This is a genomic window from Vibrio sp. SSH13-20, from assembly GCF_040104475.1.
Classification (GTDB): domain Bacteria; phylum Pseudomonadota; class Gammaproteobacteria; order Enterobacterales; family Vibrionaceae; genus Vibrio; species Vibrio harveyi.
Window position 1 is genome coordinate 102,754 of sequence record NZ_JBECOU010000003.1, and the last position, 23,575, is coordinate 126,328.

Consider the following 23,575-nt stretch of genomic DNA (forward strand, 5'->3'; position numbering starts at 1 on the left):
GGAATGACTATGCGTTGCCTTTAACTTGCATGTTTAACTGCTCGGCAAAATCTAGCATGCGGTTGAGCGGAATCAGTGACTTCACACGTAGTGCTTCATCAACAAAGATTTCGTGCTCTTCACCACCTTCACGCAGCGCTTGCTCAATTGCTTTAAGACCGTTCATCGCCATCCAAGGGCAGTGTGCACAGCTACGACATGTCGCGCCAGCCCCTGCTGTCGGTGCTTCAATCAGTTCTTTTTCAGGCACTAACTGTTGCATCTTAAAGAAGATACCTTTGTCTGTTGCGACGATCATTTGCTTTTGAGGCAGCTCTTTCGCTGCTTTGATTAGCTGACTTGTCGAGCCTACTGCATCGGCTAGCTCTACAACACTTGCAGGTGATTCTGGGTGCACTAGGATTGCCGCATCCGAGTATACGTTCTTCATCTTGCGTAGCGCATCTGCAGAAAACTCGTCGTGAACTACGCACTCACCTTGCCATAGCAACATGTCTGCACCAGTTTTGTTTGCAATGTAAGAACCTAAGTGGCGATCCGGCCCCCAGATGATTGGCTTATCTTCTGCGTCTAGATGCTCGACGATTTCAAGTGCGATACTAGAAGTCACAACCCAATCAGCACGTGCTTTTACTGCCGCAGATGTGTTTGCGTATACCACCACCGTGTGGTCAGGGTGAGCATCACAGAACTCGCTAAACTTGTCCGCCGGGCAACCAAGATCCAGTGAACATTCTGCTTCTAGCGTTGGCATTAGAATGCGTTTTTCTGGTGTCAGGATTTTTGCAGATTCACCCATAAAGCGAACCCCACCAATGATCAGCGTACTTGCTGGATGACGGTTACCAAATTTTGCCATTTCTAGCGAATCACCAACAAAACCGCCGGTCTCTTCAGCCAGAGCTTGGATTTCAGGATCAGTGTAATAGTGGGCGATAAGTACCGCGTCTTTTTCTTTAAGCAGCTTTTTGATTCGCTCGATGTAATCGGCTTTTTCTTGTTGGCTTAATGGGATTGGTTTTGGTGGGAATGGGTAAACTGTGTCGATTTTATCTAATATGTGGCTCATTGCTCTTGCTCTACGCAACTTCCTTTAATCCGAGTATTGTAACCTTGTTGATTTTCAAAAACCAACCCGTAACCGGAATTTATAGCAGTCTAGCCGTATATCTTTGTTGTAAGTAACAATTCTAATTGTTGCAGTGAAGCATTCATTACATCAATGATCGGCAAGCGAGCCGATCATGATGTTCTGCCGTGTTTGTAGTGAGGATTCAGGCTAAATCATTTGTAACAAAATCTTGGAGCCTTTTGGTTAATTATATGCGCGAGCCAATTTCCCCTCTCCTTTATATTGATAACTCTTGGTGTCGTGACTAATGAACAGCGACTCACCAACTCGGAGCTGGATACTTTCTTTATCCGACCAAATCGTTACCTCACCCTCTATGCAAAAGAGAATTTCTGCACTTCTTAAATATTGAAGAGAGGCTTCTATATCGACTGATATAATGTCAAAGCTGAAATCATCAACTGGCACGGGGTAAGTTATTCGATTCTCTTTGAACAGTGGTGTTATAAGTAAATTTTCCGGAGAGATTGGAGCAAAGCTTGTGTTATCAATCAACTCTGGAATATCGATGTGTTTCGGCGTTAAACCTGCTCTTAGTACATTGTCCGAATTTGCCATGATCTCCAACGCCGTCCCTCGGATATAGGCGTGTGGTACCTCAGCATGAAGAAACATCGCATCACCAGGTGCAAGCTCAATAAGATTAAGCATTAATGGCGCAAACAACCCAACATCATCGGGATAGTATTGTTTAAATGACCGACTGTAATGTATTGCTTGTCGACTAAGAGCCGTTATCTGAGTTGCTTCATGTGCGACATACAATTCACGCAGAGCTTGCTGCTTCTTATCTCCACTTAACGACAAAATAGCACTAAAGAATGCCTTAAGTCCTTCTGCGTTTTGGCAGCGTTCCAAATGTTTCAACTCTTTATCAAGCGCTGAAAGCTGTGCAGCCCTAAATAATGCGATGATCTGCTCAATGGGCCTGAAACCGTTCATCGCTTCATAAAAAGTGAGTGCGTATACCAACTCAGGTTTATGATTTGGGTCTTTGTAATTTCGAGTATCAGCAGCAATCGGAATGCCTAGCTCGTTCTCTCTTCTATAACCAGCTTGGGCCTTTGCATTGTTAGGGTGAACTTGAATAGAAAGCGGTGTCTCTGCGGCAAGAACTTTAAGTAAAAAAGGAAGTTCTCCAAACCGAGCACTCGTGTAATCACCTAGTATTGCGGTCCTATTTTCGCCGATAACGTGAGAGAGCAACTCTCCTGTATCTTTTATCTTAGAGCAACCACTCGGGTGTGCGCCCATCCACATTTCTGCTTGAGGCTCTACGTTGGGATTTGCGATTCCGAACATACGGTTAATAGAAGATAAACTCCCCCACTGATAGTTTTGAATAACAGTATCGAGCTTTGAAATCGACATAAACGACCTCACTTCATAAATACTTGGATTGTTTTGGCGTCATAACATCCGACTTAAGATCATCTGAAACTCGCCAAGTTCATTTTTAATAACGCTTACATCACGCCAATTGTCGACGATGTAATCCGCTTCAATGAGTGCATCCTTTTCACCATGACTAAACATACCGACAACCTTTGCTTTTGCTGTTTTTCCAGAATGAATACCCGCACTGGCATCTTCAAAACAAATACAGTTTTCAATGTTTAAGTCGAGCTCCTCGGCTCCTTTTAAATAAGGCTCTGGATCTGGCTTGCCTTTGCTAATACGCTCCGGCGTTATGAGTACGTTGGGCATCGGCAGCTTTCCGGCTTTGATGCGAGCACTGGCAACAGGAATGGTTCCTGATGTCACAATAGCCCAAGGCACCTCAAATTCGTTAAGTTGATGAAGCAACTCTTGAGCGCCAGTAATCACTTCAATGCCCGTCGTATCTCTAGCTTCCAACTCTTCTAACCAAATCACTTCATTTTGAATTTCTTGTCTAGATGCATTCGACAAAAGTTCAGAGATAGAATCGATAGCAGGACGTCCATGAATACGAGACAGAACGTAATCAGGCTCCAAGCCTTTTTTGATCGCCCAAGTCGTCCAAGATCGGGTTACTGAGGGAATAGAATTCACTAGCGTACCATCTAGATCAAACAATAAACCCGCAAAAGGAATCGTGATCATTTATGTTCTCCAATAGTAATCAACCCCACTGATTTGCAGGAAAAAGCGGGGCTGAATGTAATGATAAGCAGTGCTAGATCTTGCGACGTAACCCTTCTGCATTTGCCGCTTTCATCGCTGCAAACACCATATCTGGAGTGACAGCTCGAGGTTCGTTGTGAATAGTCTCCCCTTCTGCACATGCGGCTTCAGCTACTGCCAATAAATCTTCATCGGATACATTTTCTAAACCGATTTGAGACAGAGTCGTGGGCAAGCCTACTTTTTCGCAGAAGTCATAAACAGTTGCGATGGTCTGAGCCGATTTGTCAGTAAGGAATAGAGAAGAGAGCACACCAAATGCGACTTTTTCACCATGCAAGAACGCATGTGTTGGTTCCAATACTGTTAAGCCATTATGAATCGCATGAGAGGCAGCAAGACCACCACTTTCGAAACCTAATCCACTAAGCAACGTATTTGCTTCAACAACGCGTTCGAGCGCAGGTGTGACCACACCTTGCTCGTTCGATGTTTTTGCCATTTCGCCGTATTCAAGCAAAGTGTCGTAACATAAACGCGCTAACGCGTATGCAGATAAAGAACCGACGTGACCTGTCATATTCGAGGCAAAACTTTGCTGGCATGATTCTGCTTCAAACCATGTTGCTAGCGCATCACCGATCCCAGCGATGAGTAGTCGAACAGGTGCCTTGGCAATGATTTGTGTGTCGACCAAGACAAGATTCGGGTTTTGAGGAAGGATAAGGTAACGCTTAAACTCTCCTTCTTGAGTGTAAATAACGGATAGCGCACTGCATGGCGCATCGCTCGCCGCCAATGTCGGTACAATAGCCACAGGAACTCTCGCTTCATAGGATGTTGCTTTCGCGGTATCAATGGTTTTACCGCCACCTAAGCCAACCACAAACTCACCCTCAAAGCTTTTCAACATGGTTGTCAGACGTGTTATTTCTTCGTCACAGCATTCACCAGCAAACCGGACCACCTCAACTTCAACGGTCTCGAGATAAGGTTCAAACTCAGAAAGTAATGTGTCATAAACAAATGGGTCACAGATCATCAGACCTTTTTTGCCAAAGCGATTGAGTTCTGCTCCGAGTTGTTTTCGAGCATCTTTACCTTGAACATAACGACCTGGAAATATAGTTGTTGTTAGCATGGTAACTCCTAGATAACTGATTTAATTTTTGCTGTATTCGAGAGCACATCTCGACTTGGAATTACCTCAAAATAGCAAGCAAAACCTCTTCATCACATAGCATATTTGTTCGTCTAACTGGAGATTTGTCTTTAGAAAGTCAAATTGTGATGGCGATACAAATAACCACCTAAGTTATTAAAAATTAATGAGGTTATATAAAGCCACTTATTATTACCTCTTGTTATTTCAAAGCAGTATCGCTTCACAAAGAGAGAAAATTGTATCTAGCAGCGACACACTTGAATGACATACACTGATGTTGTTATTTGCTCACTCGGTTACTCTTGATGCTCGACAAAAACTACCTGCTTGAATCTCTTCATCATTACAAAGACCTCAGTGGGGAAATCAGTAATGTGGTTTGCGCAGGCAACTTGCCTAAGCCACCTCAACTCGCCTTTCAAGTCCATTTTCCTCGTATTGAAATGGTGTTATTCGGTGAGCTAGAGATGGAGCTAGGGAGCCAAACCGGCGTAGAACAAAAAAGAGTATTCAAGCAAGGTGACGTGATTTACTTACCAGCAGAAAGTTGGAACCAACCAAGCTGGGGAAGCAAACCCGTTGTCACTATGACTGTGATGGCTGGTAAGCAAAGTTTTGGCTTAAGTTTGTTAAGTTGGGATGGTGAGAAGTTCGACTCCGCGATCAAAGAAACGGTTTTACGTCGGGGACCTCGTGTCGGCACGTTTATTCTTAATGCCCTAGAAGAATTGACTCGACAGATAGAGTCACAAGCAACAATGAAACTATTGGTTAGTTCGCTGTTTAGCCACATCGTGGATCTTATCGAACAACCACTTGAAACGCCTTCAAAAAGTCATGCGCTATTTGAATCGGTGAGAGATTACCTAGAACAACATTATCAAGAGCCTTTGACTCGTGAATCGGTTGCCGAGCACTTCTATGTGTCACCGAACTACCTTTCACAACTGTTCCAAAAGGAAGGACAGATTAAGTTCAATGAATATTTGAATCACATTCGCTTAGAGCGCGCTAAGTTTTTGTTGGTCGAATACGATATGAAGGTAAAAGAAGTCGCGCACCGTTGTGGCTTTAAAGACAGTAACTATTTTTGCCGTGTGTTTCGAGCGCAAACCGAGCGCTCGCCATCAGAGTATCGAGCGCAATACCTCAGCGCTCATGTTGAAGAAGATTAATGTTCAAAAACTAATTTCAGCACCTCGGGGCGCTTGACGAACTTTATCGATAGCGCTCATCACCTCTTCCGTACTACGTAGAAAATGAGCAATAGAACAACGCACAACTCGACTGTTTTCAAATCGTTCCGCGCCCTCAATGTTAATATCAGAAACGATCACTGCGACATCTGCACCATCAATCAGATCTTGCGTTAACTGATTTTCGCTACCCAAAGCGCCTTGGGTTTCTACTGTCACCTTGTGACCGAGCTTACGCCCTAATTTTTCGAGCGCTTCAGCTGCCATATAAGTATGCGCTACACCGCTAATACATGCGGTTACACCAACTATTTCCATAATATAAAAACAAAAATGACCAAGCTTATAAGTGAGTTTAATCTCATTAAGCATGGTCATTATTAATCTTGGTCAGCTTTTACGTTACAACCAAGTCTACAAACTATTAGAGCGTGTACTGGATCACATTAAAGAACATCAAGAACATTAGTGCCCTCGCCGTAAACCGTTTCCCAATCTGAAACAAACCCCGATACCCCCGAGTCAGTTAATGGATGCACAAGCAGGTGGTCAAAAACATCCGGGGCAATGGTCACAGAGTGAATGCCAGCCAGCGCCAATTGATGGACTTGTTGAACATTTTTAAATGAAGCACCAAGCACTTTCGCATCAAGGTGGTAGTTATCGATGATTTGTGCCATTTCCGCCGCAACAGCGACACCATCACCACAAATGTTATCTAAACGATTCACATAAGGAGCAAGGAATTCCGCTCCTGCTTTCGCTGCCATAAGCGCTTGTTGCGGAGTCAGGATCGCAGTGGCTGTTATGCGGTAGCCTTCTTCATGAATCAACTTCATTGCTTTAATACCTTGCGGCGTTACCGGCACTTTGATGATGATCTCTGGATCAATTGAACGCAGTGCTCTGGCTTCTTTCAGCATAGTTTCCGCATCTTTACCCATAACTTGCGCGTGTAACATACGCTCATCACCAATTATCTCACGGATATCTAATAAGATTTCTTTCAGTGGGCGTTTTTCTTTCGCAATAATTGACGGATTGGTCGTTACACCTTCGATCGGATAAAGGTCTACTGCTTTTTTGATCGCAGCAATGCTTGCCGTATCTAGCATGAATATCATGGTACTACTCCTAATTTAACAGCGACCACTCAATTGTTTGGAGTACTCGCCTGAATCTTTTTCTTGAAGAATAATGTCTATAAATCGTTTACATTCCCGCCCATTAGGCAGAAATGTAATGAAATTCTTGTAAGCATTTAGTGATTGCGGCTTTGCTCTCTGTAAACACGACTCCTTGCCCAGCCAACTTATTGGTGTTGAGTCTGACATCTCGAGTTTTGGGCGCGTCATTCGCTTGAAGTAGATGATCGAGGCGACTTTGTTGCCCCAACTCGGTCAAAATATGCTCAGCAATCTCATAACGACTTGCCGGGTTATTTGCCCCCGTATGGTAAGTGCCATATGGAATGGTGAAGATTTTTGGAAACTGCTCTATAAGTTCATGAACATAAGTTAATCCACGGAACTCATTTCTGCGCTCTTGCATCACTTCACCGTTTGTTAAAGCTTGCATGGCATTCCAAACCACATTTGGATTAATGCTGGTATTTCGCTCAGGTAACCCAAATAGCCAGGTAAAACGCAAAATCCACATGTCTTCCAAAATAAAACGCAACTCAACTTCTGCTTCTAGCTTATTTTGACCATATACAGTGTCTGGTACTGGCGTATCTTGCTCACTATATGGTCCTGCTTCGATATTCCCATTGAAGACTTGTTCAGTAGAGATGAACACGAGTTTTGAACCATTTGCTTTACATGCGTTCGCTACATTAATTGCCCCTTGAACATTCACCTTGTGCGCAATGTCTGGGTGTTGGTTACAAAAATCCGTGACTGCAATTGCCGCAGCGTGAATAACGAAATCAGGTTTAAATTCAGCGAATGTTGTATCGACCGCACTTTTATTGGTGATATCAAGTTGCTCAACGTCTAACCCCAAAATATCGAACTCATTGCGATAACGGTTGATAAAACGCGTCCCAAAGAAGCCTCTCGCACCAGTGATCAGTATTTTCTTTTTCATATTAGCCTCCAATGACTACTTGGTATCCACTAGCATGTATATGGCTGCGGATGGCTTCCACTTCAGATTCAGTAGGAACGGGAATGTCTTTCATTAGATACTCCATCCCTAAAGTCTCATATTTGTTTGCGCCGTATTGATGGAACGGCAACAGATGAATTTCTCTGATATTGAAAGGTTTTAAAAAGCACAAAACACTTTCAATATTGATTAAGTCCAAGGTATAACCGGGGATAAGTGGTAAACGTGGAATTACGTTACATTCCTGCTCAACCAACATCTTGAAGTTTCCAAGTACTTTCTCCACGTTAAGCCCAATCACGCTTTTAGCTTTTTGTGCATCCATGATTTTAAAATCGAACAACACTTCATCACACAACTCTCCAATACGACTCAATTGCGTGCTATTACCATGACCAGAAGTTTCAACAGCGGTGCGATAACCAAGTTGCTTTAGTTTGGTCAGAAGCTCGATGGCAAAATGCGCTTGGGTAAGGATTTCTCCACCAGAAAGCGTGATACCGCCATTTGAGGTATCAAAAAACACATCATCTTTTGCAACTTGTGCTATCACTTCATCCAAAGTCATGTCCGTGCCCACTTGCTCGTACGCTCCACTTGGGCACTCTTCAACATCCATTTCACATTCATCACACTCAAGGCATAGTGCTTTACGACGCATATAAGTGATTTTGTGTGAACGTGACTCTGGGTTGGCACACCACGGACAACTCAAAGGACAACCTTTGAAGAACACCACAGTCCTAATCCCTGTCCCGTCATGGAGTGAGTAGCGCTGAATATTGAATATCCGCGCGCTACTTTTGCTTCCATTAGCTTGATCACAGCTCATGGGCAGTTCTTCGAATGATGTCATCTTGAATTTCTTTCGATAACTCGACAAAGAAAGCACTGTAGCCAGCTACTCGAACGACCAACCCTGAGTAGTCCTCTGGCTTTTCTTGCGCTTTTTTCAGTGTTTCAGCGTTCAACACATTAAATTGAATATGTTGTAACTTGAGCTTCATAAATGCGCGGATGAAATCGGACAGTTTGCTTAAACCTTGATCCCCCTCTAACGTTGCAGGTGTGAATTTCACGTTGAGAAGACTGCCATTGGACAGCAAGTAGTTATCTAATTTACTCACTGATTTTAGAACGGCTGTCGGACCTAATTGATCTTTTCCTAACATTGGTGACAAACCACCATCAGCAAGCTGTTCTCCTGACAAACGTCCATCAGCAGTAGCGCCCACAACAGCACCGAGCGGCACGTGAGCAGATACGGTGTACGAGCCCGGAGTGAACTTTCCGCCTCTAGGGTTATCGTATTTCTCTACCTCTTTACAGAATAAACGCAATAACTCAGAGCCCAGAGCGTCCACCTCATCAATGTCGTTGCCGTACTTTTCGTACTTATTCATCAAACGAGCGCGGACTTTTTCACCGTTTGGCACCTCGAAGTTGCTATCTAATGTGGCGATAAATTCTTTGAACGTGCAGCGTTTTTCTTCGAATACATAACGCTTAAGTGCATGGAGAGAATCAGATAGATTAGCGATACCAATTCCTTGAACACCAGAAAAGTTGTAACGCCCTCCGCCGTATGTGATGTCTTTACCATTCTCGATACAATCGCTAATAAATGATGAAAGAAGCGGTACTGGAGCCCAATCACGGTGACCAACATCGCAGATGTTAGAGCCTTCAATCATCAACTTAACGTAGTGCTTAATGTCTTGGTGAATATCACTCATCAAGCTGTCAAAGGTAATATCTAGGTTGTTTGCATGACGTTGCATCGCGAGTTCCATGACCTTCAGGAGGTTAAACATAGCGATGTCGTGCAAGCCATAAGTCTTGCCTGGGATCGACAGCTCCACACAACCAACCACCGAATAATCCCGTGCATCCTCTAGCGACACACTACGATTTAGGAAGGCAGGCACGACCACTTCGTCATTAAAGATTTGAGGAATCCCCGTCCCCAAACGAATCGTCTCTGCGGTTTTCATTAAGAAGCCACGATCCATGAACTCGTTTACGCGCACACCCAAGTTAGGCTGAGGCAGCTGCACACTTTGGTAGGCATCCAAACATAATGTGGATAGTGCATTCACCGCGCTGCGCCCCACTTCGCTCAAACCACCTAATAGAATCGTGTAACCCGTAGGGAAACCCGCAAAAAACTTGGCGCTACTTGAAGAACGTAACAGAACAATATCATTGGTCTTGATCCACAAACTTTCCAACAACTCACGAAGATAATCCGGAGACTCACCTCGTGCTAACGATTGCTCGTAAAATGGCAACATATATTGATCAAAGCGACCCAGCGATAAAGAACTCGCATTCGATTCGTATTGCAGAATAATGTTCATGTACCAGAACAATTGGCATGCTTCATAAAAACCATCTGGAGCTTCTGTTGCAATTTTGCGAGAAATAGCCGCAATCTGAATCAGCTCTTGCTTACGCTGTTCGTTATCAGTGGCTTGCGACATGTTCTCAGCTAATTCGGCGTAACGATGAATATGACGAATCGACGCTTCCAATAAGATCACAACTGACTTGAAGAATTCGTTCTCTGGCTGGCTAAAACTCAAGCTTTGCAGCTCATCGAGAAGCGCACCTAAACCGTTATCTAGCAGACGATCAAAGTCGATAATAATGTGACCTTGACCTTTGTCTGTTTGGTTAACACTAAAGATCTTTTGACCAACAGCAGATTTTACCTCTAGCGGAATTTGAGCATTGATGAAGTCTTTCATCGACCGTTCAGCCCAGTAAGGTAGTAATTGCTCACGGTAGGTTGTTTTGTCTTGCTCAGAAACAAAGAATTTATCTTGAGGGCGAGATTCGAAAATATCTAACTCTTTCTCAATCCAATAAGGGTCCATTTCAGGAGAAGCAATACCCGCTCTTGGTTGTACCGTTCGATTACCAGCAATTAGCTCATCTTCACGAATAGAGATTTCAACATTGTCCATCACATAGGCAGTTGCTTTTGCACGACGAATTAATGTCGGTTCTCCTTCTGTTTGCTTATGACTTTCTGTGTACAACAGTGCACGTTCCAATGAGATTTCGCGTTTTGCGGCAAACAGTGCGGACTTAAGACGTTCTATGCGTGGGGTACTCATATATAGACTCCTGAGAATACCTAGTTGTTGAGCGATTTAATGGTTTTGTATAGCTAAGAAACCCTAACGAGAGTCACTTAGCTATACAGAGCAGAGAGACCAAAATATCTCTGCTCTGTAATGTAGTGGGAGGCTAGGCTGCTACTGATTCAAGATGCTTTTCAATCTTATCCATCACGGCAGATGCACGTTTTACAGCATCACTGACACCGATGCGTACAATGGTTTTACCTGTAAAGCGCTCAGCATTTTTGATATCGATATCTTTGGTAAGAATGACGACATCAGCGGTTTTGATCGTGCTTTCATCTAACTCGTTTTCGATACCAATTGAACCTTGTGTTTCCACTTGGCAAGACCAACCTTTGGCTTTTGCTGCTGCTTCGATGGCCTCAGCAGCCATGTATGTATGTGCAACACCTGAAGGGCATGCTGTTACTGCTACGATAGAAGTCATAATTTTGTTTCCTATACTGTTTTGGAGAACTCTTAATTTTTCGTTGTTTTGTATTTACCTTGGCGGTCATTCAGCTCACCAAGCTATAAGCCTGTTCTGCGGATTAACCAATCTCGATATCAAGATCTAAATCATCGGACTCTTCTTCTTTTTCTTGCGTGACAGGGCGACGTGCTTTCAAGAAGTTGACCAACAAAGCAGTCGACAATGAGCCAACAGCAAGTGCGATAATGAAACTAAAGCGACCTTCAACCACAGGAAGTACAATTAAGCCACCCCAAGCTGCATAACTTTTCACACCAAGCACCGCTGCTGTTGCAGAACCAATTGCTGTACCAATCATGATGGACGGCAGCACACGCAATGGATCAGCAGCTGCGAAAGGAATAGCCCCCTCCGTAATACCCATCGTGCCCATTAGAATCGAAGCTCGTCCTGCTTCTTGCTCGCTGTAGTCGTAAAGCTTTTTATTGAGGAATGTTGCTAGACCCATACCGATAGAAGGCACTGCCACAGCAACGGAGGAGATACCAGCTACGTTATAGATACCTTCACCAACACACATAATGACGAACGCATACGCAACTTTGTTGACAGGACCACCCATATCAAAGGCGATCATAAGACCCATGATGACAGCGAGAAGAACGATGCTCTCGTTTTGCATACCTTTAAGAAAATCCGTCAGAGCTGCAGTCGCTGCACCGATTGGCTCACCAATCCCCCATACAATGGCACCAGCGGTGATGAAAGTACCAATGATTGGAATCACGAAGATCGGCATTACAGAGCGAGCGTAAGATGGAACTTTGATCTTCTTCAGGTAGAACACCACGATACCACCTAACAGACCGGCAAAAATTGCCCCAAAAAAGCCCGTGTTATACATATTTGCGCCGATGAACGCCGCTATCGCAGAGGGTGCTAAGGCAGAGCGATCAGCGATTGAGTAACCAATGTAAGCGGCTAGAATCGGCACCATCAATTGGAAACCAGCAACACCAATGAAGAACAGATCGTGTAACCACGTGCCCTCTTCTGGAACGGCACCTTCTCCGTAAAGCATGACCGACATTGCGAGCAAAATACCTCCGGCAACCACAAACGGGATCATGTGAGAGACACCAGTCATCAAGTGTTGGCGAGTGTCCTTAAGTATTGAGATTAAGTCTTTCATAGACTTCTCCTTGGATAAGTTTTTTAAACTGTTTCACGTAAAGGGTTAAAACTTCAGCCGGCCGTGCTTTGGTATCTAATATAGTGAGCAATAGTACTATTCGGTTAGAGGACAAAAGTTCTATTTACTGGATATTTGTTCGATTAAAAAGAAAAGTTGATCCGTCTCTCGAAAAATACCCAGAATGAACAAAGAAAAATTAAAACCCTTAAATACAAATACTTAAGGCACATCAAAAGTAGAAGTTAAACCTAAGCTATGTTTAAAGTCACATTTTTGACTGCCAATTTGAGATATATCACAGTTAACTTTCAACCTAACAAAAATCCAGTTTTTCGTAGTTTTGTCCCATAGTTTGTACTGTCTACTTTGATATTGTGAATGCATAACGAAAGGCAGTGACCATTGCCAAAGTAAAAGGACAATATGAAATGAAATCTTTTTCTTTCTCTTGCGAACTTCCAAATGGAGTTCACGCTCGCCCAGCGAGTCATGTTGAAGCGGTTTGTAATAGCTTTGATTCTTCTATTACATGGCAAAACCAACGTACAGGGATGAGTGGAAATGCGAAAAGCGTACTCTCTCTAATTAGTACCGATACGCTGTTAGGTGATGAGTGCTTGATTACTATCGAAGGTCAAGATGAAGACAATGCGTTGACGCAACTAAAACAGTTTATTACTAACGAGTTTCCTCATTGCGACGCCCCACTTGCTACAACGCCTCAAGAAGATGAAAACCTTGATCCTCTTCCAAGGAACTTTTCGAATTTAAATGTGGCTCATATTCGAGGTCGCAGTGTCAGCGAAGGTTTTGGTCAAGGCGTATTAAAGGCAATAGGAGCGATTAACTTTGATGCATTCACTGACTTACCACCAGCAAAATCTCTTAATGAAGAGCGTTCACAACTCAATTCGGGCTTGGAGGCTGTCGTTAAATCTCTGACGATTCAGTTGAACTCTTCTGAACACACTGAAGGCGAAGTGCTCAAAGCACACCTATCAATCGCTAAAGATGAAGAGTTTAGACAAACCATCGCGAGCAACCTGGTTGAAGGACGAAGCAGTGCAGACGCGATTATTGCCACTGCTAAACACTTTGGTGAAGTTATGAAGAACTCATCGAGTGCTTATATGCGTGAACGTGAATTAGACATTCGTGATGTGTGCTACCAGCTACTGCAAAGCATTTATGGTGATGAACGTTTTGGCAGTCAAAACAAGCTCACACAGCCTACTGTTTGCTTAGCTGACGATCTTACCCCTAGTCAGTTTCTTGAGTTAGATAAGTCTCTCTTGAAAGGTTTAATCCTCTCTCATGGAGGAAATACTTCACACACCGTAATTTTGGCGCGCTCTTTCGCAATTCCGACGATTGTGGGGGTTGAAGGTTCTCGCCTAACTGATCTTCTAGACGAGGAAGTGATTGTTGATGGGACTCTCGGAATTGTGGTGACAGAGATAGCTGAATCTGTGGAACGTTACTATGTTCAAGAAAGTAAAGTGAAAGAAATTGTCTCTAGCCGACAAGCACAATTTCGTGATGTAGCAGCACAAACATTCGACGGAAAAGTTCTTGAAGTTGCAGCCAATATTGCTCACTCAGTAGAAGCGAAAGCCGCCTTCGCAAACGGCGCAGAAGCCGTCGGTTTGTTCCGCACAGAAATGCTTTATATGGATCGAACCTGCGCGCCAGATGAAGATGAGTTGTACAACATTTTCTGTCAAGCGTGTGACGCTGCAAATGGAAAATCCATCATCGTTCGAACTATTGATATCGGTGGTGATAAGCCTGTTGATTACTTGAATATTCCAGCAGAAAACAATCCATTCCTAGGCTACCGTGCGGTACGGATCTACCCCGAGTTTATTGAGATGTTCAAAACTCAATTGCGCGCCATCTTACGAGCTTCTGCTCATGGAAACCTCAAAATTATGATCCCTATGATTTCCTCTTTAGAAGAAATATTGTGGGTAAAAGATATTCTCGCTGAAGTGCGCCAAGAGCTACGTAAAGAAGCCCTTCCTTTTGCTGAAAAAGTTCCGTTAGGCATCATGTTAGAAGTTCCATCTGTCGCTTTCATCATTGATCAATGCTGCGAGGAAATAGACTTTTTCTCCATTGGATCCAACGACTTAACTCAATACCTAATGGCAGTGGATCGCGATAACGCTAAAGTGGCGGCTAGTTACAACAGCCTCAACCCTGCTTTTTTGCGCACTCTGGATCATGTGGTTCGCGAAGTTCATCGACACGGCAAATGGATTGGGCTATGTGGCGAACTTGGTGCCAAAGGCTCGGTACTCCCTCTACTTGTTGGTCTAGGTCTCGACGAAATAAGCATGAGCTCACCAAGTATTCCCGCAACCAAAGAGCGCATTGCGAAACTTGATAGCCGCGAATGTCGTCAACTGCTCAACAAAGCGATGCAATGTCGAACGATCCAAGAGGTTGAGCATGTGCTTGCTCAGTTCCGTATGACTCAGTCTGAAGCGCCAATGGTTTCTGCCGATTGTATTAGCCTGGATAGAGATCTACGAAACAAAGAGGAAGTGATCAAAACACTGTCAGACAATTTGTTCTTAACCGGTCGCTGCCGATACCCAAATAAACTGGCGGATGACTTATGGGCTCGAGAAGATGTCTTTTCTACTGGACTTGGCTTTGGCTTTGCGATTCCGCACACTAAGAGTGAACATATCGAGCAATCTGCGATCAGCGTATGCCGACTTGCAAAATCGATTGAATGGGGGGATGAAGAAGCACAATTTGTCATTATGCTCACTCTCAACAAACATGCTGCAGGCGATCAGCATATGAAGATTTTTTCCAAACTCGCGAGAAAGATAATGCACGCTGATTTCCGAGATCAGCTCATGACAGCAGAAACCTCATATCAGATTGAGGCTTTGCTAAAACAAGAACTTGAACTGAACTAAGCCTTCCCCCATTTTGCATTTTGGCAGTATCAACTTCTCCGGTGGTGCTGCCTTTTTTAGGATTGCCCATGACTCCAATTAAAACCGCCATTGTTGGTTTTGGCATTTCAGGTCAATGTTTCCAAGCTCCTATCATCAATTTCTGTAAAGAGTTAGATCTTGTTGCCGTTGTCTCAAGTAATGCACAAAAAGTTCATACTCAACTAACAGATGTAAAAGTTTATTCTGAGATTAACGAAATGCTTGCTGATGAAAGTATCGAGTTAGTCATTATCTCAACACCCAATAACCTTCATGTCCCTCAAGCCAAGCTTGCATTATCGGCGGGAAAACATGTAGTTATCGAGAAGCCTTTCTGCGTTTCAGTCCAAGAAGGCAAAGAACTAATCGCACTTGCTAAACAATCAGATCAACGAGTATCAGTCTACCAAAGCCGACGTTACGATGGGGATTTCAAGACTATTCAAGCACTCATTGAGCAAGGAAAACTTCCAGGCATTCATACCTTTTACTCAAGCTACAATCGCTTTCGTCCTGAAGTCAAAGACCGTTGGCGCGAACAAGCTTTACCTGGCTCCGGCATTCTCTACGACCTAGGAGCTCACCTCATTGATCAAGCATTGTGCCTATTTGGCAAACCAGAAAGCGTCACTGCAGTATTGAGAAATCAACGGTCAGGTTCCCAAGCTGTTGACCATTTCCATTTGATTCTCAATTACCCCACGCACGAGGTCATTTTGCATGGAAACTGTTTAAGTACAACCGAAGGACCAAGGTTCCAAATCTTTGCTAAAGATACGAGCCTGATTAAATATGGGATGGACACCCAAGAAGACTTTTTGCGGAATAAACAAGGTCCAGAAACATATGGTTGGGGTAAAGATCGACCAGAGTGCTTCGCCACTATCACCAGTCATCAAGGGCAGGTTTCCACAATAGAGACTCAGATAGGTGGCTATGAAGCTTTCTATCAACAACTTGCGAAGTCGATTCGAAAAGGTGACGATTTACCTGTATCACTAGAGCAAGCACTAGACGTAATTCGTATCATAGAAGCAGCTTACTCAAGCTCACAACAGCAACGGACAATCAAACTTACTGAGGTGTAGCATGATCACAGACTTAGACTTACTACTCGCACAAGAAGACAGGCTTCAGTTCACCGAGTTCAACCCAAATATCGCATGGCAGCTAGGCAATCTAATTAAACAAAATGCAGAAAATAAAGGGGCAAGCGTTGCGATTGATATCACCTTGAACGGACATTGCCTATTTTCATATGCGATGCCTGGTACCTCTATCGACAACCAAGAATGGATAGCTCGAAAGCGTAATGTTGTGGTCAGATACCAACACAGCTCTTGGTATATGGGTCAGTACTTTAAAACTAAGGGGAAAAGCATAGAAGAAGCTTCTCTTGTGGATCCAAAACAATTTGCGCCGTTCGGAGGAAGCTTTCCTCTCTCTATAAGAAACGTCGGTGTTGTTGGTAGTATTTCCGTATCCGGGTTACCGCAGTACGAAGACCATTTGTTGGTGATAGAAACTCTTGAATCCTTCTTAGGCTAAATGACTTTCTTAACAGAAAGCCATCAAGAGTTTTATTATTCTTCTCCTTCTCAGCATGAAATGTTTAATACGTTAGGAAACCAATATGCATAAGCAGCACTCCACGGAAGATATTTGCCAATTAGGACGCGGCGTTATTGAACAAGAGCTAGACCAAGCTCGGTTGCTACTCGACTCTCTGACCACTTCATTCGCAGAGGCTTGCAAAGCTATTCTCAATTGCGAAGGTAAGGTCATCATTACGGGCATCGGTAAGTCTGGTCATATCGGCAAAAAAATCGCAGCGACCTTTGCTTCAACGGGCTCACCGGCTTTCTTTGTTCACCCAGCAGAAGCACTACACGGTGACCTAGGGATGGCTCGCCAAGGCGACGTAGTTATTCTGATTTCTAACTCCGGTGAAGCCAATGAATTTAAAATGATGGTACCGCTTCTAAAGCGCCAAAAAATTACCACTATTGGCGTCACCGCAAATCTCAATAGTTTTTTAGCGAAAGAATGCGATATCACCTTAGACATCGCCGCTAAGAAGGAAGCATGCCCTCTTGGTCTAGCACCTACCGCAAGCGCCACCAACACCTTGTTATTGGGCGACGCTATCGGCATTACAGTGATGACGATGCGAGAATTTGATCTGAATGACTTTGCACTGTCTCACCCTGCGGGATCACTTGGTAGCAGGCTATTAACCAATGTAGGACAACTGTTAGACGACCAACACAAAAGCGCACATTGCTCACCCAATGCGACATTACAAGACGCAGTAAGTGTAATGTGCCAAACAGGTTATGGGTTAATTGCAATAGCTGAACAAGGGAATTTAAGAGGAGTCTTCACGGATGGTGATTTGCGACGAGCGTTCGCAAAAGGTGTAACACCAAGTACTGCTATTAAGAGTTTGGTGAAACCGGGAGCAATCACGGTCCAGCATTCCAGCCTTTGCGTTGACGCCTTGGCGTTGATGAGTGAAAACGCCATTACTGCTCTCCCCGTATTAACCGAAGACGGAGTATTTGTAGGAGTAATTAACCAGCATACGATCCAAAAGGCAGGGATCTATTAGTAAATCCAAGCTTTGACGGGATTTTACTAGTACCAGAAATAGAAAAGGGAGCCTGAGCTCCCCTTTTTTTGTTTTACTTCAGCTTAGAGCTAGCGACTTTCGCCGATGCACTGCCTGGGTACTCATCCACCACTTGCTGATAGTATTTCTTCGCTTGCGCTGCATTGTTGTTACGCTCAGCAATATCGCCTAGCTTGACTAATGCATCTGCACGCTTGTTGGAATCTTTGTAAGAAACCACGGCAGCAAAGCTCTTCACTGCTTCTTTATCCTGTTTCTTCGCGAAGTACAACTGACCTAGCCAGTAATGTGAGTTCGCAGAATATGTTGAATCAGGATAGTCCTTTTGGAACTGTTGGAATGCAGCGATAGCACCGGTGTAGTCGCGTTTTTTAAGGATCAAATCCACCGCGTCTTGGTAAGCCGTTTGTTCATCAGCATTCGATGTATACTTACCACCCGTCTCTGCTGGTTTCGTTTCTTTAACAGGTGCGGCTTTCATTTCGCCACGCACTCGATCAAGCTCAACAAACAGCTCACGCTGACGTTTCAGCATTTGCTGCATCTCGTAGCTATTACGCTCTAACTGACCACGTAGATCACTGATCTCTTGTGACATTTGGTCAATTTGCTCTTGCATTTGAAGCTGAACGCGGTTGCGATTTTGCAGCAAGCGCTCTAAACGCTCGATGTCGGTTTCTGAAGAAGATCGAGTAGATACTGATGACGTGCTGTTGAGATCTGATACTGGAGCTGGTGCAGCGAACGCGAAGTTCGCTGCACTTGCCAGTAACGTAAGCGTAACAGCGCGCTTAGTGTTACTGAACATGAGGTTTACCTCGAATTAGTATACTAGAACCGCACGACGGTTCTTAGCGTAAACTTCTTCAGATTGACCTAGAAGAAGTGGCTTCTCTTCACCGTAGCTAACGATAGAGATTTGGTCAGCTTGTACACCTAGTGCTTGTAGGTAGTTTGATACTGCTTCTGCACGACGCTCGCCTAGTGCGATGTTGTACTCAGGAGTACCACGCTCATCAGCGTGACCTTCGATAGTTACTTTTAGAGCAGGGTTCTTGCTTAGGTAAGAAGCGTGAGCTGCTAGCATTTCTTCGTAATCACCTGCAATTGTTGAGTTGTCAAATGCGAAGTAGATAGTTTGAGTTTCACGTAGCGCTTGCTCTTTTAGCTCTTGCTCCGTTAGCTGACCGTTTTGATCGATCGGAGTAACGACTGTTGTTTCTGCAGCACCAGTGTTTGTTTCTGCACCAGTGTTAGAAGCAGCGTCATCGCTTGAACTACATGCTGTCATAGCCATCACAGGAATCGCGATTAGTAGCCCTTTTAGAACCTTGTTCAGTTGCATCTTATTTTCCTTTATTAATCAATTTTTTCTTACTACAAAAACGGTGACCATGCGGGAGCTCTTACACGCCCATTTGTTGCCGGTAATCTAGCTTTAAATCGACCATCAATTGACACCATCGATAGTACGTTTTTCTTGTTGTAAATCGAGCTATAGATAACCATGCCACCATTTGGGGCAATGCTCGGAGACTCATCAAGCAACGTTTTTGTTAGCACCTGAAGAGCACCTGTTTCCAAATCTTGTTTAGCCAAGTTGAAGCCCGAATCACTGCGATTCACCATGACAAGGAATCGACCGTCAGGAGTGATTTGTCCACCCAAGTTCTGACTGCCTTGCCAAGTCAAGCGGTTAGTTGAACCGCTGCCCAAATTTACTTGATAAATCTGAGGTTTACCACCCCTGTCTGATGTGAAAATCAGCGATTTGCCATCGGGGTGCCAGAACGGTTCTGTATTATTTGATCTGCCACGCGTAATTTGTGTCAGCTTACGTGTTTTTAGATCCAAGGTGTAAACCTGAAGTGAACCTGTCTTAGACAGTACCAAAGCAAGTTTACTGCCATCCGGCGAGAATCTTGGCGCACCATTATGACGAGGGTATGACGTTACCTTCTCACGCTCACCGGTATAGATGTTCATGATGAAGATTTCAGCCTGACCATTTTGGAAGCTCACGTATGCAAGCTTCTGACCATCTGGTGACCATGCTGGAGACATAAGCGGTTGCTTAGAGCGAAGTACCAAACGTTCGTTGTAACCATCGTAATCCGCAACGCGAAGTTGGTATGGGAAGCGATCTTTGTCATTTACAACAACATAAGCAATACGCGTCATAAATGCACCGCGTTCGCCAGTAAGTTGCTCGTAAACAAGGTCAGCAATACGGTGCGCGTATTCACGCATGCGTGGAGCTTCAACCGTTGCTACTTTGTTGAAAAGAACATGATCTTTAGAAAGTACCAGCTCACCATCACCACCAAGAGCTTTACTCTGACCGCCCGTTAGCTGACCACGAACAACGTCCACTAATTGGTAGTTAACCACATAGTTACCTTGCTCGTTTTGCTTAATTGAACCAGTTAGCAGAGCATCAACGCCAAGACCTGTCCACGCATCAAAGTTCACCTCTGATTCATTGAATGGAGTTTGTGGCATTTTGCTCGTTGGTACAGGGCTGAATTTACCACTGCGTTGCAAATCAGAAGCAATCACAGCTGAAATATCAGTTGGAAGAGGTTTACTGCCTTCCCATTTGAATGGAACAACAGCAATTGGTCGCGCTGAATCAATACCATCGGTAATCACCAGCTCTAGTGCAGCATGAGCCACACTCGTTAGACTGCCAAGCAGTACAAACATTCCTAGTAAAAGGCGTTTAATCACGTCTCAGTTCCTTAATTTAATAATCAACCGTTAAGTTAACATCACGAATTTTATCTATAATGGCGCGGTCTTTTGGCATAGGGAAATTACCAACTTGATTAACTGCGCTCTTTGCTGCGCTACATAAACGAGCATCACCACTGATAATTGAAACACTACTCACTACGCCATCTGTTCCTGTTGGCACAAGCTTAATGTTCAACCTACACGACTTTCCCACAAGATAGTCATCCTTGATGATACGACTTTCGATTAGCTGTTTATAGATCGCACCATAACGATCAGCTTCCGAATTAACATGCTGATTCTTTGCTTCTTGGTTAAGTTCAGATTCACTTTCTAGACCAGCAAAGATGTCATCCAACGCTGCTTCTTGCTCTTTACGCTCACGCTCTAATCGCTCAAGACGCTCTTTTTCTTTGCGCGCTTTTTCAGCGGCCTCTTTCGCGGCTTTTTCTTTCGCAATACGTTCTTGCTCTGCTTTTGCTGCGGCCTCACGTTCACGACGCGCTTTCTCTTCTGCTTCTTTCGCAGCTTTCTCGCGCGCTACACGCTCTTGTTCCGCTTTTGCTGCGGCAGCTTCTTTAGCAATGCGTTGCTGCTCAGCTTTACGTACAGCCTCTTCTTTGGCTTTACGTTCTTTTTCTGCTTTTGCTGCACGTTCTTTTTCTTTACGAGTGCGTTCTTCCTCTGCCTTACGCTCTTGCTCTTTCTTCTTACGAGCAGCTTCGGCTTCGCGAGCGGCTTTGGCATCTTTCGCCTGTTGCTCTTTCAGTTTACGAATCTGTTCTTCTTCTGCTTTGCGATTTTTCTCAAGCTGCTCAGCTTCACGTCTCAACTTATCAAGACGGTCTTGCTCTTTCTTTGCCGCTTTTTCGCGTTGCTGACGAATCTCTTTCGCTTGCTGTTGAACAAGTTTAGGGTCAATGACCACTGCCTGCACCATTTGCCCCGTAGGTTCCGGCTTAGACATTGTGAAATCTGTACCCCAAAGCAGAGCAACGACTAACAGAGCATGCAAACCAACCGATATCGCTATCGGCTTGGTGTATTCTTTGCGTTTTTTCTTGTTGTCTTTCATAGATGTACGATGTCTATTCCTTGATATCGGTCATCAGACCCACTTTTGGGATGCCTGCACGACTTAACTCGTCAAGCAAAAGTACAACGTCAGCATATGGCGTCGCCGCATCGCCGCCCACCGCAACAGGTGAATCTGGCTTGATAGAGCGTTCTGCTTTCACTCGTACAATCACGTCTTGTAGTGATAGACCGCGCTGAACCTCTTCGTCATTCACGCTCAGACCTAAATTACCGTCGCGATCAATTTCAATGATGATAAAGCTGCTGTCTGTATCACCCGCTATATCTTGCATCGATTCAGCTGTCGATGTTTGTGGAAGATCTACATCAACACCTTGGGTGACAAATGGAGCGGTTGCCATAAAAATGATCAGCAATACGAGCATGACGTCGATATATGGCACGACGTTGATCTCTGCTGTCATTTTACGCTTTTTAGGTTGGTAACCCGCCATGCCTTATTCCTTACTTGCGCTGTCTCTACCCGCCATCGCTTGACGGTGCAGGATGCTGTGGAATTCTTCAGAGAAAGTCGCGTAAGTGTGCTCTAACTTACTTACTTTGTTGCTTAGACGGTTGTAAGCCATTACTGCTGGAATAGCGGCAAATAGACCCATAGCAGTTGCAATCAGTGCTTCTGCAATACCAGGAGCCACCATAGAAAGTGTCGCCTGCTTCACTTCACCTAGTGCAATAAAGGCGTGCATGATGCCCCAAACAGTACCAAATAGACCAATGTACGGGCTAATTGAACCAACTGTGGCAAGAAATGGTAGGCTCGTTTCCAGTTCATCGACTTCACGAGCAACGGAGACACGCATCGCACGACCCGTGCCTTCCATGATGTAAGCTGGAGAATTCGCATTGCTTTTGCGTAGACGTGCAAACTCTGTAAAACCTGCGTAGAAGATTTCTTCTGTGCCAGTAATGTCATCTTTACGGGCTTTTACCTTTTGGTAAAGCTGAGAAAGATCAGTACCTGACCAGAATTTGTCTTCAAATGACTCGGCATCTTTCGATGCTTGAGACAACACTTTGCTGCGCTTGATGATCATTGCCCAAGATGCGACAGACATACCGAGTAGTGTCAACATCACAAGCTTTACCAACAGACTGGCCTGAAGAAAGAGATCTAAAATGGAAATATCAGCAGTCACTATTTGTTAGCTCCGAATTGATAAAAGATGGGATAGCTATTGGTTTCATTTTCTTATTATCGATACATGCTACCTTAACAATTGTCTTGCACAATGTTTTGCCTTCATCATTGACTAACTCTTGACAGAATTGCAGAGACGCACGTTTTATTTCTGACACTCGGGTAAGAACGGTCAAATGCTCGTCCAATCTAGCCCCTTGGTTGAAATCGATATCCATGTGTCGGACAACGAAACCTATATTTTGTTCCAACAACAGGTTTTGAGAAATGCCTTTTGCACGCAATAACTCAGTACGCGCACGTTCAAAGAATTTTAAATAATTTGAGTGATAGACGACGCCGCCCGCATCAGTGTCTTCGTAATACACCGTGATTGGCCAGCGGAAGGAATTTGATGTGCCTTGCAAGGGAGTACCAATATATTCAATTCTTTAAAGCAATTACTATAACTGAAGCGACAGCAATTGGTACTGAGCTAAGGGAATATTTTTGAAATTTGTAGAAAAAATAAAAGCCAGACTATGAGTCTGGCTTTTATTCGATG

23 protein-coding genes are annotated in these 23,575 nt (G+C 44.1%); 5 read left to right on the top strand and 18 right to left on the bottom strand.

The genetic code is table 11. The annotated features are described in order from the left end of the window. Positions 1-7: 7 nt before the first annotated feature. The 4 genes from nadA to ABMY42_RS09270 all read right to left on the bottom strand — a co-directional run bounded on the left by nadA (position 8) and on the right by ABMY42_RS09270 (position 4,379). Positions 8-1,069, bottom strand: a complete 1,062-nt coding sequence (gene nadA / locus ABMY42_RS09255; protein WP_005450292.1) for a quinolinate synthase NadA — start codon at positions 1,067-1,069, stop codon at positions 8-10. 246 nt (positions 1,070-1,315) lie between these two features. Then, complete coding sequence (gene manA / locus ABMY42_RS09260) at positions 1,316-2,503, bottom strand: mannose-6-phosphate isomerase, class I (protein WP_349266245.1); 1,188 nt, start codon at positions 2,501-2,503, stop codon at positions 1,316-1,318. Positions 2,504-2,542: 39 nt separating this feature from the next. After that, complete coding sequence (locus ABMY42_RS09265; RefSeq protein WP_349266246.1) at positions 2,543-3,217, bottom strand: HAD-IA family hydrolase; 675 nt, start codon at positions 3,215-3,217, stop codon at positions 2,543-2,545. 73 nt (positions 3,218-3,290) lie between these two features. Beyond that, positions 3,291-4,379: a glycerol dehydrogenase gene (locus tag ABMY42_RS09270; protein ID WP_017819054.1), complete on the bottom strand. Its 1,089-nt coding sequence runs from the start codon at positions 4,377-4,379 to the stop codon at positions 3,291-3,293. 329 nt (positions 4,380-4,708) lie between these two features. Here ABMY42_RS09270 and ABMY42_RS09275 point away from each other — a divergent pair, with 329 nt between their 5' ends. Beyond that, positions 4,709-5,578, top strand: a complete 870-nt coding sequence (locus tag ABMY42_RS09275; RefSeq protein WP_017819053.1) for an AraC family transcriptional regulator — start codon at positions 4,709-4,711, stop codon at positions 5,576-5,578. Positions 5,579-5,581: 3 nt separating this feature from the next. Here ABMY42_RS09275 and ABMY42_RS09280 read toward each other — a convergent pair whose 3' ends face one another. The 7 genes from ABMY42_RS09280 to ABMY42_RS09310 all read right to left on the bottom strand — a co-directional run bounded on the left by ABMY42_RS09280 (position 5,582) and on the right by ABMY42_RS09310 (position 12,467). After that, positions 5,582-5,917: a PTS fructose transporter subunit IIB gene (locus tag ABMY42_RS09280; protein WP_026138354.1), complete on the bottom strand. Its 336-nt coding sequence runs from the start codon at positions 5,915-5,917 to the stop codon at positions 5,582-5,584. 128 nt (positions 5,918-6,045) lie between these two features. After that, positions 6,046-6,723 carry a fructose-6-phosphate aldolase gene (locus tag ABMY42_RS09285; RefSeq protein WP_349266247.1) on the bottom strand — a complete coding sequence of 226 codons (678 nt, stop codon included), beginning with the start codon at positions 6,721-6,723 and terminating at the stop codon, positions 6,046-6,048. A 103-nt stretch (positions 6,724-6,826) separates the two neighbouring features. Further along, on the bottom strand, positions 6,827-7,690 hold the full coding sequence (locus tag ABMY42_RS09290; protein WP_171357739.1) for a sugar nucleotide-binding protein: 864 nt from the start codon (positions 7,688-7,690) through the stop codon (positions 6,827-6,829). Between the two features lies 1 nt (position 7,691). Next, the gene (locus tag ABMY42_RS09295; protein WP_349266248.1) at positions 7,692-8,543 is read right to left on the bottom strand and encodes a [formate-C-acetyltransferase]-activating enzyme; all 852 of its coding nucleotides are present in this window, start codon (positions 8,541-8,543) and stop codon (positions 7,692-7,694) included. Next, a complete protein-coding gene (locus ABMY42_RS09300) occupies positions 8,533-10,833 on the bottom strand; it encodes a formate C-acetyltransferase (RefSeq protein WP_349266249.1) in 2,301 nt (766 codons plus the stop codon). Before ABMY42_RS09300 ends, ABMY42_RS09295 begins: the two co-directional genes overlap by 11 nt. 133 nt (positions 10,834-10,966) lie before the next feature. Continuing rightward, positions 10,967-11,290: a PTS fructose-like transporter subunit IIB gene (locus ABMY42_RS09305; RefSeq protein WP_038898155.1), complete on the bottom strand. Its 324-nt coding sequence runs from the start codon at positions 11,288-11,290 to the stop codon at positions 10,967-10,969. 103 nt (positions 11,291-11,393) lie between these two features. Continuing rightward, complete coding sequence (locus tag ABMY42_RS09310; protein WP_045488034.1) at positions 11,394-12,467, bottom strand: PTS fructose transporter subunit EIIC; 1,074 nt, start codon at positions 12,465-12,467, stop codon at positions 11,394-11,396. A 431-nt stretch (positions 12,468-12,898) separates the two neighbouring features. Here ABMY42_RS09310 and ptsP point away from each other — a divergent pair, with 431 nt between their 5' ends. The 4 genes from ptsP to ABMY42_RS09330 all read left to right on the top strand — a co-directional run bounded on the left by ptsP (position 12,899) and on the right by ABMY42_RS09330 (position 18,038). Then, entirely contained in the window at positions 12,899-15,406 is a 2,508-nt protein-coding gene (ptsP, locus tag ABMY42_RS09315) for a phosphoenolpyruvate--protein phosphotransferase (RefSeq protein WP_349266250.1), read from the top strand. Positions 15,407-15,474: 68 nt separating this feature from the next. Further along, a complete protein-coding gene (locus tag ABMY42_RS09320; protein WP_069686953.1) occupies positions 15,475-16,515 on the top strand; it encodes an oxidoreductase in 1,041 nt (346 codons plus the stop codon). Between the two features lies 1 nt (position 16,516). Then, a complete protein-coding gene (locus ABMY42_RS09325) occupies positions 16,517-16,975 on the top strand; it encodes a heme-degrading domain-containing protein (protein ID WP_017819045.1) in 459 nt (152 codons plus the stop codon). An 85-nt stretch (positions 16,976-17,060) separates the two neighbouring features. Then, positions 17,061-18,038 (top strand): KpsF/GutQ family sugar-phosphate isomerase, encoded by a 978-nt coding sequence (locus ABMY42_RS09330; RefSeq protein ID WP_069686952.1) that lies wholly within the window; start codon positions 17,061-17,063, stop codon positions 18,036-18,038. 73 nt (positions 18,039-18,111) lie between these two features. Here ABMY42_RS09330 and ybgF read toward each other — a convergent pair whose 3' ends face one another. From ybgF to ybgC, 7 genes are read right to left on the bottom strand one after another with little or no spacing between them, the layout of a single operon-like run. Beyond that, a complete protein-coding gene (ybgF, locus tag ABMY42_RS09335; RefSeq protein ID WP_005450293.1) occupies positions 18,112-18,867 on the bottom strand; it encodes a tol-pal system protein YbgF in 756 nt (251 codons plus the stop codon). A gap of 15 nt (positions 18,868-18,882) precedes the next feature. After that, positions 18,883-19,404 (bottom strand): peptidoglycan-associated lipoprotein Pal, encoded by a 522-nt coding sequence (gene pal / locus ABMY42_RS09340; RefSeq protein WP_005450296.1) that lies wholly within the window; start codon positions 19,402-19,404, stop codon positions 18,883-18,885. Positions 19,405-19,436: 32 nt separating this feature from the next. Continuing rightward, positions 19,437-20,789: a Tol-Pal system beta propeller repeat protein TolB gene (tolB, locus tag ABMY42_RS09345; RefSeq protein ID WP_080971538.1), complete on the bottom strand. Its 1,353-nt coding sequence runs from the start codon at positions 20,787-20,789 to the stop codon at positions 19,437-19,439. A gap of 16 nt (positions 20,790-20,805) precedes the next feature. Continuing rightward, complete coding sequence (gene tolA, locus ABMY42_RS09350) at positions 20,806-21,870, bottom strand: cell envelope integrity protein TolA (RefSeq protein ID WP_017819043.1); 1,065 nt, start codon at positions 21,868-21,870, stop codon at positions 20,806-20,808. Positions 21,871-21,883: 13 nt separating this feature from the next. Continuing rightward, positions 21,884-22,327 (bottom strand): ExbD/TolR family protein, encoded by a 444-nt coding sequence (locus tag ABMY42_RS09355; RefSeq protein WP_005450302.1) that lies wholly within the window; start codon positions 22,325-22,327, stop codon positions 21,884-21,886. A 3-nt stretch (positions 22,328-22,330) separates the two neighbouring features. Beyond that, entirely contained in the window at positions 22,331-23,029 is a 699-nt protein-coding gene (tolQ, locus tag ABMY42_RS09360) for a protein TolQ (protein ID WP_005450306.1), read from the bottom strand. After that, complete coding sequence (gene ybgC, locus ABMY42_RS09365) at positions 23,019-23,438, bottom strand: tol-pal system-associated acyl-CoA thioesterase (RefSeq protein WP_005450307.1); 420 nt, start codon at positions 23,436-23,438, stop codon at positions 23,019-23,021. The genes tolQ and ybgC overlap by 11 nt, the downstream gene beginning before the upstream one ends. Between the last annotated feature and the right edge of the window lie 137 nt (positions 23,439-23,575).

Coding starts and splice junctions, on each gene's coding strand:
- nadA (WP_005450292.1), bottom strand. CDS start 1,069: ATGAGCCACATATTAGATAAAATCGACACAGTTTACCCATTCCCACCA.
- manA (WP_349266245.1), bottom strand. CDS start 2,503: ATGTCGATTTCAAAGCTCGATACTGTTATTCAAAACTATCAGTGGGGG.
- ABMY42_RS09265 (WP_349266246.1), bottom strand. CDS start 3,217: ATGATCACGATTCCTTTTGCGGGTTTATTGTTTGATCTAGATGGTACG.
- ABMY42_RS09270 (WP_017819054.1), bottom strand. CDS start 4,379: ATGCTAACAACAACTATATTTCCAGGTCGTTATGTTCAAGGTAAAGAT.
- ABMY42_RS09275 (WP_017819053.1), top strand. CDS start 4,709: ATGCTCGACAAAAACTACCTGCTTGAATCTCTTCATCATTACAAAGAC.
- ABMY42_RS09280 (WP_026138354.1), bottom strand. CDS start 5,917: ATGGAAATAGTTGGTGTAACCGCATGTATTAGCGGTGTAGCGCATACT.
- ABMY42_RS09285 (WP_349266247.1), bottom strand. CDS start 6,723: ATGATATTCATGCTAGATACGGCAAGCATTGCTGCGATCAAAAAAGCA.
- ABMY42_RS09290 (WP_171357739.1), bottom strand. CDS start 7,690: ATGAAAAAGAAAATACTGATCACTGGTGCGAGAGGCTTCTTTGGGACG.
- ABMY42_RS09295 (WP_349266248.1), bottom strand. CDS start 8,543: ATGAGCTGTGATCAAGCTAATGGAAGCAAAAGTAGCGCGCGGATATTC.
- ABMY42_RS09300 (WP_349266249.1), bottom strand. CDS start 10,833: ATGAGTACCCCACGCATAGAACGTCTTAAGTCCGCACTGTTTGCCGCA.
- ABMY42_RS09305 (WP_038898155.1), bottom strand. CDS start 11,290: ATGACTTCTATCGTAGCAGTAACAGCATGCCCTTCAGGTGTTGCACAT.
- ABMY42_RS09310 (WP_045488034.1), bottom strand. CDS start 12,467: ATGAAAGACTTAATCTCAATACTTAAGGACACTCGCCAACACTTGATG.
- ptsP (WP_349266250.1), top strand. CDS start 12,899: ATGAAATCTTTTTCTTTCTCTTGCGAACTTCCAAATGGAGTTCACGCT.
- ABMY42_RS09320 (WP_069686953.1), top strand. CDS start 15,475: ATGACTCCAATTAAAACCGCCATTGTTGGTTTTGGCATTTCAGGTCAA.
- ABMY42_RS09325 (WP_017819045.1), top strand. CDS start 16,517: ATGATCACAGACTTAGACTTACTACTCGCACAAGAAGACAGGCTTCAG.
- ABMY42_RS09330 (WP_069686952.1), top strand. CDS start 17,061: ATGCATAAGCAGCACTCCACGGAAGATATTTGCCAATTAGGACGCGGC.
- ybgF (WP_005450293.1), bottom strand. CDS start 18,867: ATGTTCAGTAACACTAAGCGCGCTGTTACGCTTACGTTACTGGCAAGT.
- pal (WP_005450296.1), bottom strand. CDS start 19,404: ATGCAACTGAACAAGGTTCTAAAAGGGCTACTAATCGCGATTCCTGTG.
- tolA (WP_017819043.1), bottom strand. CDS start 21,870: ATGAAAGACAACAAGAAAAAACGCAAAGAATACACCAAGCCGATAGCG.
- ABMY42_RS09355 (WP_005450302.1), bottom strand. CDS start 22,327: ATGGCGGGTTACCAACCTAAAAAGCGTAAAATGACAGCAGAGATCAAC.